Origin of the sequence: Metapseudomonas boanensis, from assembly GCF_018704125.1 — a bacterium.
GTDB classification, from domain to species: Bacteria; Pseudomonadota; Gammaproteobacteria; order Pseudomonadales; family Pseudomonadaceae; genus Metapseudomonas; species Metapseudomonas boanensis.
In genome coordinates this window covers 1-12253 of sequence record NZ_JAGTIS010000021.1, presented here as the reverse complement: position 1 = coordinate 12253, position 12253 = coordinate 1, and the positions used below count along the sequence as shown (strand labels likewise).

The following is a 12253-nucleotide window of genomic DNA, read 5'->3' as shown; positions in this document are numbered from 1 at the left end:
CTCAAACTCTGTAGGTGCTTTTGGTCATCACCTTTGACAGCAACGTCATTCCGAACTTGACCGGAGCTGGGAAGCGCATGCCGCCCGCTTCCAATGCGCTGGTGGCGTGCTGTTCTTCATCGGTACGCATCTGTTCGAGAATCGCGCGGGATTTGCCATCCTCGGCCGGCAGCTGCTGGAGATGCTCGTCCAGGTGTTTGCACACCTGGTCTTCAGTGGCAGCTACGAAGCCCAGGCTGACCTTATCGCTGACCAGGCCAGCCAATGCACCGACGCCAAACGACAAACCATAAAACAGCGGGTTGAGAATACTCGGGCGGCTGCCGAGTTCACGGATGCGTTGTTCGCACCAGGCGAGGTGGTCGACTTCCTCTTCGGCGGCATGCTCCATGGCAGCCCGCACTTCCGGCAGCTTCGCGGTCAGGGCCTGGCCCTGGTACAGCGCTTGGGCGCAGACCTCACCGGTGTGGTTGATGCGCATCAAGCCGGCAACGTGACGCGCATCATCGCTATCGAGTTCGGTATCGGGTTGGCCATCGGCAGGTGAGGGGCGGAAAGGCTGCCCGGAAAATGGCAGCAGGGTGCGCAGGGCGACGTCGGCCTGCAGCAACAGCCGGTCGGCGGGGGAGTAGTAACGTTCGCTGGCCATGCGGCACCTCCGTAGGCAATCTCGGCAGGCATTCTAACCCAAGGGGCCGCTGCGGGCTTGACTGGAATCAGTCCGCTCGCGACGGGCGGGGCAGGCTCGCCCCTTGCGCGCAGGGGCGAGGAGGTCCGGGGCTGGATCAGCCCGGGGGCCAATGCATCTGGCGCTGGCCAAGCACATGCATATGGATGTGGTAGACGGTCTGGCCACCCTGCTCATTGCAGTTCATCACCATGCGGAAGCCGGCCTCGCAACCTTGTTCCTTGGCCAGGCGCTGCGCCGTGAAGACGATGTGGCCGGCGAGCGCCTTGTCTTCTTCGACCAAGTCGTTGACGGTGCGCACGTGCTTTTTCGGAATGACCAGAAAATGCACGGGGGCTTGCGGTGCAATGTCGTGGAAGGCAACCACCTGGTCATCTTCATAGAGCTTGCGGGCGGGGATTTCGCCCGCCGCGATTTTGCAGAACAGACAGTCCACTGGGGTTCTCCGGCCTGATATAAGAGGCGTCGAGTTTAACGGCGGGCGGTTGCCCCGGCCAGCCTGACCCACGACCCGAAGGAGCGCCTGTGAAGAACGACATCCATGACCTCGGCCTGGTGATGGACTCCAGGGTGAAACTGGTGCTGATCGAGTCCTGGGATGAGCGCCGAGTGTTGGAAACCTTGACCAGCCTGGCGATCAAACGAGGGCTGGGGCTGTTGACCTGGTCGGTCAGCGAGGGGCTGCAGCGGCTTGGTTTTGGCGGTGAGCCGCTGGGCGAAGAAGATAGCCGCGATCCTGAGGTGGCTCTGCGGCTGATCAAGGCAGATCCGCAGCCGAGCCTCTATGTCCTCTGTGACCTGCATCCCTTCCTTGCGGATAACCCGCGGGTCGTTCGGCTGCTCAAGGAAGTGGCCATGGCTGAAGGCAATCACAAGCCGACTGCGGTGCTGGTTTCCCATGCCCTGAAGCTGCCACCGGAAGTACAGCGTTATGCTGCACGCTTCAGTCTTGCACTGCCAGGCGAAGAGGAGCTCCTGAGCATCGTGCGCGAAGAGGCGACGCGCTGGAGCGAGCGTAATCGCGGGGCGCGGGTTCGCACGGACAACCGGACCCTGCAGCAGGTGGTGAAGAACCTCCGAGGAATGAGTCATGGCGAGGCTCGCGCATTGGCTCGCAATGTCATTTGCGATGACGGCGCCATCACCCAGGAAGATTTGCCGGAGCTGAACAAGGCCAAGTTCCAACTGCTCGACATGGAGGGTGTGCTCAGCTTCGAGTACGAGACAGCGCGGTTCGCAGAAGTCGGTGGCCTGGACAATCTCAAACGTTGGCTGGCCGAACGCCAGGCCGCGCTGCTCGACGAAAAGGTCAAGGATCGACCCAGGGGCGTGATGCTGGTCGGCGTGCAGGGCGGTGGCAAGAGCCTGGCGGCCAAGGCCGTGGCAGGGCTATGGGGCCTGCCGTTGCTGCGCCTGGATTTCGCCTGTTTGTACAACAAGTTCTTCGGTGAAACCGAGCGGAACCTGCGTGAGGCGTTGAAGCTGGCCGAGCAGATGTCGCCATGCGTGTTGTGGATGGACGAGGTGGAGAAGGGGCTGTCCAGTGGAGATCACGATAGCGGGGTCAGCCAGCGGGTCCTGGGAACACTGCTGACCTGGATGGCCGAGCGCAAAGCGCCGGTGTTTCTGGTAGCCACGGCCAATGCCGTCGACCGCCTTGCGCCAGAGTTGCTGCGCAAGGGGCGTTTCGATGAACTGTTCTTCATCGATCTGCCTCAGCCAGAGGTTCGCGCCGACATCTTCCGGATCCACCTTGCTCGCCGGGAACTGGACCCGGCGCAATTCGATCTGCATGAGCTGGTGCTCGCCAGCGAAGGCTTTTCTGGTGCGGAGATCGAGCAGGCGGTCGTTGGCATGCTCTACGCGTCCCAGGCGCAGCAATGCGCGGTGGATCAGGCCTTGCTATTACGCCAGCTGCGCGCCAGCTCTCCGCTTTCAGTGGTTATGGCCGAGCAGTTGGCGAGCTTGCGAAGCTGGGCGCACGACCGTTGCGTCAGGGCCGACTGATCGGCCGTAGCTCAGGATTTTGCAAAGGCCCGGTTGATTCGGCCCACCACGCGCCGTACCAGCCAGCGCGGGGCGAAACGGGGGAGCCGGGCGGCCAGTCGATTGCGCCAGCCAGGTATGATGATTGCGCGATTCTTCTCAAGGGCTCGCACAGTGATCAACGCGACCTCTTCGGGGCTCATCATCAGTTTACTGCCTTCCAGTCGATCGACCTGCGAATGGGCGCGACGGAAGAAGCTCTTGCGCGTCGGGCCGGGGCAGAGCACCGAAACCTTGACCCCCTGGGGGCGAAGCTCCTCGCGCAGGCCCTCGGAGAAGTGCAGCACGTAGGCCTTGCTGGCGTAGTAGTTGCTCATCCAGGGGCCGGGCTGAAAGCCGGCGACGGAGGCTACGTTGAGTATTTGGCCCCCGCCTTGGTGGGCCATTAGCGCACCCAGCGCGTGGCAAAGTCGAGCCATGGCCAGGATGTTCAGCTCGATCAGCTCCTGCTCATCACTCCAATGCTGCTCAATGAAGGGGCCAGAGGTTCCAATGCCGGCATTGTTTACCAGCAGGTCGAATTGCCGTTCGCCCTGTTCCAGCTCCATCAGCATGCCGGACACCTGGAGCGGTTCGGCCAGGTCGCAGACGCGAAACAGTACCTCTACGCCAAAGCGCTGGGTCAATTCGCAGGCAATGCTTTCCAGCGCGTCACGCTGCCTTGCCACCAACAGGAGGCTGCGGCCTCGTCGCGCCAAGGCTTCGGCCAAAGCGAGGCCGATTCCGCTGGAGGCGCCGGTGACCAGGGCATAACGGGGCATGGAGATTCTCCTGAAGGGGCCGGGTTGGACAGTTCCGGCCCCGGGAGGTTGCTTATTCTGATGCGGAATCGCTTTGTGGCGCTATTGCGGTGTCAGCTGGCTGCTCGTAGCGGGTCTCCCCGGTCAGTTGGGCGCGACTTACATAGTCCTGGTAGGCGGGAATGGCAATTGCGGAAAGAATACCGATCACAATCGGGGCCAGCAGGACCAGGCAGGCCAGGACCTTGACGGCGAGGCTGTTGGGTGGCGGCGGTGGGCCATAACGATTGGGGCCGGAGGTCCCGGGGACCACCAGCATGATCAAGGCGAACACGCTGCCCACGAACGGAACGAAGTTGACCAGCCAAAGCCAGCCGGACCAGCCAATATCGTGCAGGCGCTGGACACCGATAAAGACGCCGACAACTGCCAGGACGATACACGCCACAATTGCCAGCAGGCTTGCCAGAGTGGAGGAAAGCGCGAAGCTGGCTGCGATCACCGCGCCGACCGGGAGGAATGCCAGTATGAGCGCCATGCTCCAGCCCAGGTAGCGAACCCGGCCAATCCGACCTTCGGTGCTGAGGACCTTGAGCTCACCATATTCGGGCAGGACTTCGCCGACCTGTGCCCGTGTCGGGGCGTAGGGCGAGGAGCCAGCGGTGGCAGAAGTAATGGAGGCCTGCGCCGCAGCTGCTTCAGTTGCCAGCTGGGCCTGGCGTGCCAGGTATTTGTCGATGATGATGCCGCATGCCTGGCATTCGGCTGCCCTGGGCTGCTCGTGGCCGCACTTGGGGCAGCGCATGCTATCGATCATTGCGGGCGTCTGGGGTGCCATCATGGGGGCTGGCTCGTCTTTCGCTTCCAGCGGGCTGTTCGACCGGTCCTGCTCCTTGCGCACCATTGCCCCCGCCCGTTGCAGGGCGGCCAGGTACTTATCGGCTTCGGCCTCGTCCAGATCGCGCTTTAGTGCGACGCTGCGGCCACTGAACAGACTGTCGATCTTTCTGGAATCGCTCTTGAACAGGCGAGCGAGATTTTCCTTGACGGTTTCCAGTGCCACGCCGGGCATTGGTTCGCCTTCGAAGACGATTTTGTAGCGAGCTTCGACCATGCGGGCATCCTTGTCGGCGACAGAGCGGGGGATGGCACAGCGTAATTGTGCGCTAGGCCACGGCACAAGCGGCCTGGTGCACAAAGTGAACGGTGATTTGCGAAAAGGCTTCGCAGAACGGCACTGTATGGGACCTCGAACAGGGCTATCAGGCGGCCCTGTGCCCCAGGTTCGGTGGCCGAGTCTGTCGCCGAGTCTCAGGGCGCCCAGCGCTGACCAAGCTGGACTGCATGGTCACGGGCGGCACGGTATTCGCGGTCGAGCCGGGCGATCAGTTCATCAGCGGTCGGCAGGTCACGGATGTTGCCCACGCCCTGGCCGGCCGACCAGACGGTCTTCCAGGCTTTTGCCTCATCACTGATTGGCTTGAGCTTTTCGCCGTAGTTGATATCGGCCTTGTCCGTCAGGCGTTTGAGGTCGTAGCCAGCAGCTTCAAGGCTCTGTCGCATGAAGCTCGCCGGTACACCTGAGACTGCCGGGGTATGGATGATGTCTGCTGCCTTGGCGTCCAGGATCATCTGCTTGTAGCGGGTTTCCGCATCGCTCTGCTGGGTGGCAATGAATCGGGTACCCAGGTAAGCCAAATCGGCGCCCAGCAACTGTGCAGCGAAGATCTCATGGCCGTGGTTGAGGCATCCAGCCAGCAGCAGGGTCTTGTCGAAGAACTGGCGAATCTCGGCGATCAGGGCGAAGGGGCTCCAGGTCCCGGCGTGGCCGCCGGCGCCTGCTGCAACAGCAATCAATCCGTCGACCCCGGCTTCGGCGGCCTTTTCAGCGTGGCGGCGGGTCGTCACGTCGTGGAATACCAGGCCGCCGTAACCGTGCACCGCGTCCACCACCTCTTTGACCGCCCCCAGGCTGGTGATGACGATGGGAACCCGCTTTTCCACACAGACCGCCAGATCGGCCTGCAACCGGGGATTGCTGTGATGGACAATCAGGTTGACGGCGTAAGGCGCGGCGCTGGTGTTCAGGCCAGACTCGATTTCCTCTAGCCAGGCGCGGAAGCCGGAGCTTTCGCGCTGGTTCAGGGCAGGGAAGCTTCCGACAATTCCACTATTGCAGCAGGCCATCACCAGCTTAGGGTTGGATACCAGAAACATTGGCGCCGCCACTACTGGTAGGCGCAAGCGTTGATCGAGCAGGGCAGGCAGGGACATCTGGCATTCCTCTTGTAGGCTGTCTGGAGTCAGAAAGGCTTCACCACCACCAGGATGACAATGGCGATCAAGAACAGCACCGGAACTTCGTTGAACCAGCGATAGAACACGTGGCTGCGTCGGTTCTCGCCTCGTGCAAAACGCTTCAGGAGGGACCCGCAGGCGTGGTGGTAGCCGATCAACAGCACGACCAGGGTCAGTTTGGCGTGTAGCCAGCCCTGGCTGAACAAGGAGGTGTTGAGGTAGAGCATCCACAAACCGAAGACCAGGGTGGCGATCATCGATGGTCCCATGATGCCGCGGTAAAGCTTGCGCTCCATGATGATGAAGCGTTCGCGGCTAGCGGCATCCTCGCTCATCGCGTGGTACACGAAGAGGCGTGGCAAATAGAACAGTCCGGCGAACCAGCAGACTATGGCGATGATGTGTAGGGCTTTCAACCACAGGTAGAGCATGAGTCGGCTTCCAGGTCCAAGGTGGCCACGATAGTAGAGGGTGGGGACGCCACACGTCACCTTGGCTGTTGGCCCATGGCCGATGCAGCTTTATTATCGGCAGCTTTCCAATCGGTTCTTTGAAGGGGCAAGTGATGGTCAAGGTCGGAATCGTCGGCGGCACGGGCTACACCGGTGTCGAACTGCTGCGTCTGCTGGCTCAGCATCCGCAGGCAGAGGTGGCGGTGATCACGTCGCGCTCCGAGGCAGGGGTCAAGGTCGCCGATATGTACCCGAACTTGCGAGGCCATTACGACCAGCTCGCCTTCAGCGTGCCGGACGTGGCTACGCTCGGCGCTTGCGACGTGGTGTTCTTCGCGACCCCGCACGGCGTCGCCCATGCCCTGGCCGGCGAGCTGCTGGATGCGGGCACCAAGGTGATCGACCTGTCTGCCGATTTTCGCCTGCAGGATGCGGTGGAGTGGGCCAAGTGGTACGGCCAGCCTCATGGCGCTCCCGGTCTGCTTCCCGAAGCCGTCTACGGCCTGCCGGAAGTCAACCGCGAGGCAATCAAGAACGCCCGCCTGATTGCGGTCCCTGGTTGCTATCCGACCGCCACGCAGCTGGGTTTTATCCCGCTGCTCGAGGCAGGCCTGGCCGATACCCGCCGACTGATCGCTGACTGCAAGTCGGGTGTCAGTGGTGCAGGCCGTGGCGCCAAGGTCGGCTCGCTGTTCTGCGAGGCGGGCGAAAGCATGATGGCCTATTCGGTCAAGGGGCACCGCCATCTGCCGGAAATCACTCAGGGCCTGCGGCGTGCTGCGGGTGGTGCTGTCGATCTGACGTTTGTTCCGCATCTGACACCGATGATCCGTGGCATTCACGCAACCCTTTACGCCAACGTGGCGGACAAGAGCGTGGACCTGCAAGCGCTGTTCGAGAGACGCTATGCCAATGAACCCTTCGTCGACGTGATGCCGGCGGGGAGTCACCCGGAAACCCGCAGCGTTCGCGGCGCAAACGTTTGCCGTATTGCGGTCCATCGTCCACAGGGCGGAGACCTGGTGGTGGTCCTGTCGGTGATCGATAACCTGGTCAAGGGTGCTTCCGGTCAGGCCGTACAGAACATGAACATTCTTTTCGGCCTGGAAGAGCGCCTTGGGCTGGGCCACGCGGCATTGCTGCCCTGATCCACTGCTGACTTTCGAGCCCATGTCGCTTCCGGGTGTGGGCCGAGTCGCTTAATAGTTGACCAGTTTTGTAGGGTAAGCGGATAATGCCTCGCCTTAGCGCAGTATGGCGGCGTCGAGCCGGGAGAGTTGCAGCATGAGCGTCGAAACCTTCACCCCTTCAGCCCTGTTGTTCACTGAGGGTGCGGCCAGCAAGGTGAAGAACCTGATCGATGAAGAAGGCAATCCACGCCTGAAGCTTCGCGTGTTCGTCACGGGTGGTGGCTGCTCTGGCTTCCAGTACGGCTTCACGTTCGATGAAGACGTGGCGGACGACGATACGATCGTCGAGCGTGACGGCGTCAGCCTGGTTGTTGATCCGATGAGCTTTCAGTATCTCGCCGGTTCCGAAGTCGACTACCAGGAAGGCTTGGAAGGGTCGCGTTTCGTGATCAAGAACCCGAACGCCTCAACCACCTGCGGTTGCGGCCAGTCCTTCTCGATCTGACGTTGCGGGAATGCTCTAAAACGCCGTGCCATTGAGCACGGCGTTTTTGTTTGTGGACTGGTTACGCGGGATAGATCGCGCCGAGAATGCGCAGGCCCTTGGCGCCGGTGACGCTGGGCCGATTGGTCGGGATGCCTTCGAGGCAGCAATGGGCGAGCCAAGCGAAGGCCATGGCCTCGACCCAGTCCGGATCGACGCCAAACTCGCTGGTGCTGCATACGCGGGTGCTCGGCAGCAAGGCCGCCAAGCGCTGCATCAACTGGAGGTTGTGCGCGCCGCCACCGCATACCAACAGATCATTGGTGCCGGTCTGCGCAGCCTTGAGGGCGTCGACAATGCTACGTGCGGTGAGCTCCAACAACGTGGCCTGGACGTCCTCTGGGCGGAAGATCGGTAGGCGCGCAAGATGGGACTGTAGCCAGCCTAGGTTGAACAGCTCGCGGCCGGTACTCTTCGGTCCCTGGGTGGCAAAGAAGGTATCAGCGAACAGCGTATCCAGCAGCACTTGCTGAACGGTTCCGCTGGCTGCCCAGCGTCCTTCTCGGTCGTATTTTTCTCCAGTTTGCAGACAAATCCAGGCATCCATCAAAACGTTGCCGGGGCCGCAGTCGAAGCCGTGAACGGCCTTGCCCGGCTCAATCAGGCTGAGGTTACTGAATCCACCGACGTTCAGCACCGCGCGCAGACTCGTGTGATCGTCGAACAAGGATTCGTGAAATGCCGGAACCAGAGGTGCGCCCTGGCCGCCGGCAGCGACGTCACGCCGGCGGAAGTCACCTACCACAGCAATGCCGGTCAGCTCCGCGAGCAGGGCAGGATTGCCGATCTGGATGGTGAAGCCGCGCGCAGGCTCATGACGAACCGTCTGGCCGTGGCTACCAATGGCACGAATGTCTTGTGGAGTGAGCTGGTTGCGCTCGAGCAGACACTGAATGCCCGAAGCCGCAAGCCTTACCCAGCTTTGTTCGACCGTTGCAGCGCGTGCCAGTTCGTCGGGCCCCGTTGCGCACAGAGCCAGTAGCTCGCTGCGTAACGACTCGGGCATTGGGAGGTAGTACGTGTCGAGGAGGAGAGTACGATCGGTCTGGTCGATCAGGGCGATGTCAAGTCCATCCAGACTGGTTCCGGACATCACCCCTATGTAGCGAACCATGGCCTTAGCGCTTGTTCAAGGCCAGCGTGCTGGCCTTCTCCTGGTCCATACGTGCCAGTAGTGGCTGGCTCATCTGCAGGAAGCGCTTCTTTTCAGCGGCCATGAGCGGATCGGCCATCGGCAGCTTGATCCCCAGGGGATCGACATGGACGCCGTTGACCTGGAACTCATAGTGCAGGTGCGGACCGGTCGAGAGGCCGGTGGTGCCCACGTACCCAATGATCTGGCCTTGCTTGACGCTACCGCCGGTGCGAATGCCTTTGGCGAAGCCGTTCATGTGGCCGTAGAGGGTTCGGTACTTGTTGCCGTGCTGGATGATCACGGCATTGCCATAACCACCGCGCCGGCCGGCTAGTACGATCTTCCCGTCGCCGGTTGCTTTGATTGGCGTTCCACGAGGAGCCGCATAGTCGACACCTTTGTGTGCCCGGATCTTGTTGAGAACCGGGTGGCGTCGTCCCATGGAGAATCGAGAGCTGATACGGGCAAAGTCCACAGGAGTACGGATGAATGCCTTGCGCATACTGCTTCCATCGGCCCGCAGGTAGCTGGCGTTGCCTTGCTTGCTGACGTAACGGATTGCGCTGAAGGCCTTGCCGCGGTTGATGAAGCGGGCTGCGAGGATTTCGCCGCTACCAACCTTCTTGCCGTTGACTACTTTTTCTTCGTAGATCACCTCGAACTCGTCCCCTTCGCGGATGTCGAGGGCGAAGTCGATGTCGTAGCCGAATACATTGGCCAGATCCATGGTCAGGTCATGGGAAAGCCCGGCGCGCTTTGCAGAGAGGAAAAGCGAGCTGTTGATTACGCCTCTTGCATAAGCCGAGCGCACCTCGGGTTTAGCCAGGTCGCGCTTGAATGCATAGCCTTTGCCGGTCTTTTCGAGGTGGACGGTTTCGAGTTCGCTCAGTTTCGAGCTGATTTTCTCCAGGTCGCCGGCCGGGCTCAGGTTGAACTGAAAGCGCTGGCCAACCTTGAGGCGGCTGAGCTGTTTTGCGTCCTTGCTGCTATTGAGCACGTCATGCATCACTGCACCGGATAATCCGACCTTGGCGAATATCGTGGACAAGGTGTCGCCATTGCCCACGGTCACAGTCCTGAGGCTGGGATCGGCGGCTGGTTGAGTGGTGGCGAGCTTGGCGTCTTCTGTCTTCTTATCCGCGTCTTTTTCGGCGCTGTTCTGATTGTCGGTTGGGCTCTCGATCTTGGTAAATGGCGAGTTGCCCTGATCCCCGGTGACTGGACCTGGTCGGAGATCGTCTTTCTCTTGGATGAGCATCTCGGAGCCATTTTCAAGCTCCAGATTGATGAAGGTCTTCTTCGCCTCGACTTCGCGGGACGGGAACACCAGCAGGGCCAGGCTGAGCAGAGCAGCCACACCGCTTGCAGCCAGCAAATGGCTCTTCGGATACGGCGGCACTTTGGGAACGTTATGCGTCATGGCGTGTGGTGTTTTTTAGAAGGTGAACTAACTGCCTAAAATATAATCAAAAGCTGCCCTAGGCAACCTCGGATTCACGCCGTCCGCCGGTCGGCGTTGGCTCAGGCGCAAAACTTGTAATTAGTTCGCGATCTTGTATGGTTGGTTCCCCTTTTGTCTGTCGAACGGTCACGAGTCCTGTCATGAAGTCGGTTGAAGAGCAACTGGCGCTGATCAAGCGCGGTGCGGAAGAGGTTCTGGTCGAGTCCGAGCTGGTGGAAAAGCTCAAGCGTGGCCAGCCACTACGGATCAAGGCGGGCTTCGATCCGACAGCTCCAGACCTTCACCTCGGGCATACGGTCCTTATTAATAAGCTGCGCCAGTTCCAGGAGCTAGGTCACCAGGTCATCTTCCTGATAGGCGACTTCACGGGGATGATTGGTGACCCAAGCGGCAAGAGCGCAACGCGTCCTCCGCTGACTCGAGAGCAGGTTCTGGAGAACGCGGAGACCTATAAGGCTCAGGTGTTCAAGATTCTGGATCCTGGCAAGACTGAGGTGGCCTTCAACTCCACCTGGATGGATAAGCTGTCTCCGGCAGACTTCATTCGTCTGGCCTCCCAGTACACCGTTGCTCGGATGCTCGAGCGCGATGACTTCAGCAAGCGCTACACCACGAATCAACCGATTGCCATTCATGAGTTTCTTTACCCGCTGGTGCAGGGGTACGACTCGGTTGCTCTGCGCGCGGATGTCGAGCTGGGTGGTACCGATCAGAAGTTCAATCTGTTGATGGGGCGCGAACTGCAGCGCGCTTATGGTCAGGAGTCTCAGTGCATCGTCACCATGCCGTTGCTGGAAGGTCTGGATGGTGTGAAAAAGATGTCCAAGTCCCTTGGCAACTATGTGGGCATCCAGGAAGCACCTGGTGTGATGTACAACAAGCTGGTCTCCATTCCTGATCAGTTGATGTGGCGCTACTTCGAGCTGCTGAGCTTTCGCTCCATGGGTGAGATCGAGCAGTTCAAGAAGGATGTAGACCAGGGCGCCAATCCGCGCGACATCAAGATCAAGCTGGCCGAAGAGATCGTCGCTCGCTTCCATGGTGAAGAGGCGGCTGCTACTGCCCATCGTTCTGCGGGCAACAGAATGAGGGATGGCGAGTTGCCTGTGGATCTGCCGGAAATTGAGCTGGCTGCTGCTGAAGACATGCCGATCGCTTCTGTCCTTAATAAAGCTGGTCTGGTGAAGAATGCCGCTGTGGCGCGCGACCTGCTTGGTTCTGGTGGTGTGCGCATTGATGGTGAGGTAGTTGATCGCTCCTTCGTCTTCAAACTCGGCACGACACATGTCTGCCAAGCCGGGAAAAGGGCGTTTGCGCGTGTTAGCTTGGTTGTGGAATAGTTTCTTGAAATAAGTGTTGACGGCGCGTTTTGGATCCCTATAATGCGCACCTCTTCCGGCGCAGTCGCCAAGTAAAACTCCTTGAGATTCAATGAGTTAAGCTTGATAGACGATGAGCTGGAAGGTTCTTGCCTCGCAAGGCTCGCCAGTGGCGAGGGAGGCTGGAAAGGAGGTGTTGACAGCGAGTTTGAATGCTGTAAGATGCGCCTCCCGCTGACGAGAAGAGAGATCGGATCGAAAGCGCAAGCGGTTGAGTAGAAACGAAAAATTTCGAAAAACAGCTTGACAGACAGAAAGGCTGCTGTAAAATGCGCGGCCTCGGTTGAGACGAAAGACTTGATCGAAACGCTCTTTAACAACTGAATCAAGCAATTCGTGTGGGTGCTTGTGAAGTAAGACTGATAGTCAACTGATTATC

The 12253-nt window shown here is 60.2% G+C and carries 12 protein-coding genes; 4 read left to right on the top strand and 8 right to left on the bottom strand.

The genetic code is table 11. From position 1 onward, the window contains the following. Position 1: 1 nt before the first annotated feature. Positions 2-649 carry a 2-polyprenyl-3-methyl-6-methoxy-1,4-benzoquinone monooxygenase gene (coq7, locus tag J7302_RS23755; RefSeq protein ID WP_215380562.1) on the bottom strand — a complete coding sequence of 216 codons (648 nt, stop codon included), beginning with the start codon at positions 647-649 and terminating at the stop codon, positions 2-4. 136 nt (positions 650-785) lie between these two features. Further along, entirely contained in the window at positions 786-1124 is a 339-nt protein-coding gene (locus tag J7302_RS23750; RefSeq protein ID WP_215380560.1) for a histidine triad nucleotide-binding protein, read from the bottom strand. Between the two features lie 89 nt (positions 1125-1213). On the opposite strand from J7302_RS23750, the gene J7302_RS23745 reads away from it, so the two are divergent. After that, complete coding sequence (locus tag J7302_RS23745) at positions 1214-2695, top strand: AAA family ATPase (protein ID WP_215380558.1); 1482 nt, start codon at positions 1214-1216, stop codon at positions 2693-2695. A gap of 11 nt (positions 2696-2706) precedes the next feature. On the opposite strand, the gene J7302_RS23740 is transcribed toward J7302_RS23745, so the two are convergent. The 4 genes from J7302_RS23740 to hemJ all read right to left on the bottom strand — a co-directional run bounded on the left by J7302_RS23740 (position 2707) and on the right by hemJ (position 6203). Continuing rightward, positions 2707-3495 carry an SDR family NAD(P)-dependent oxidoreductase gene (locus J7302_RS23740; RefSeq protein WP_215380555.1) on the bottom strand — a complete coding sequence of 263 codons (789 nt, stop codon included), beginning with the start codon at positions 3493-3495 and terminating at the stop codon, positions 2707-2709. 52 nt (positions 3496-3547) lie between these two features. Then, positions 3548-4588, bottom strand: a complete 1041-nt coding sequence (locus J7302_RS23735) for a DUF805 domain-containing protein (protein ID WP_215380553.1) — start codon at positions 4586-4588, stop codon at positions 3548-3550. A 197-nt stretch (positions 4589-4785) separates the two neighbouring features. Then, positions 4786-5748, bottom strand: coding sequence for an NAD(P)H-dependent flavin oxidoreductase (locus J7302_RS23730; protein ID WP_215380551.1), 963 nt, complete (start codon positions 5746-5748; stop codon positions 4786-4788). Positions 5749-5777: 29 nt separating this feature from the next. Next, on the bottom strand, positions 5778-6203 hold the full coding sequence (hemJ, locus tag J7302_RS23725) for a protoporphyrinogen oxidase HemJ (protein ID WP_215380549.1): 426 nt from the start codon (positions 6201-6203) through the stop codon (positions 5778-5780). A gap of 134 nt (positions 6204-6337) precedes the next feature. On the opposite strand from hemJ, the gene argC reads away from it, so the two are divergent. Next, positions 6338-7372 carry an N-acetyl-gamma-glutamyl-phosphate reductase gene (argC, locus tag J7302_RS23720; RefSeq protein ID WP_215380546.1) on the top strand — a complete coding sequence of 345 codons (1035 nt, stop codon included), beginning with the start codon at positions 6338-6340 and terminating at the stop codon, positions 7370-7372. A 136-nt stretch (positions 7373-7508) separates the two neighbouring features. After that, positions 7509-7859 carry an iron-sulfur cluster insertion protein ErpA gene (erpA, locus tag J7302_RS23715; RefSeq protein ID WP_215380544.1) on the top strand — a complete coding sequence of 117 codons (351 nt, stop codon included), beginning with the start codon at positions 7509-7511 and terminating at the stop codon, positions 7857-7859. Positions 7860-7920: 61 nt separating this feature from the next. Here the strand turns inward: erpA and J7302_RS23710 are convergent, their stop codons facing one another. Together J7302_RS23710 and J7302_RS23705 are read right to left on the bottom strand one after the other, a co-directional pair. After that, complete coding sequence (locus J7302_RS23710; protein WP_215380542.1) at positions 7921-9012, bottom strand: anhydro-N-acetylmuramic acid kinase; 1092 nt, start codon at positions 9010-9012, stop codon at positions 7921-7923. A gap of 4 nt (positions 9013-9016) precedes the next feature. Further along, the gene (locus J7302_RS23705) at positions 9017-10453 is read right to left on the bottom strand and encodes a peptidoglycan DD-metalloendopeptidase family protein (protein ID WP_215380538.1); all 1437 of its coding nucleotides are present in this window, start codon (positions 10451-10453) and stop codon (positions 9017-9019) included. A 182-nt stretch (positions 10454-10635) separates the two neighbouring features. Between J7302_RS23705 and tyrS the strand changes: the two genes are divergently transcribed. Continuing rightward, entirely contained in the window at positions 10636-11835 is a 1200-nt protein-coding gene (gene tyrS, locus J7302_RS23700; protein WP_215380536.1) for a tyrosine--tRNA ligase, read from the top strand. Positions 11836-12253 lie beyond the last annotated feature (418 nt).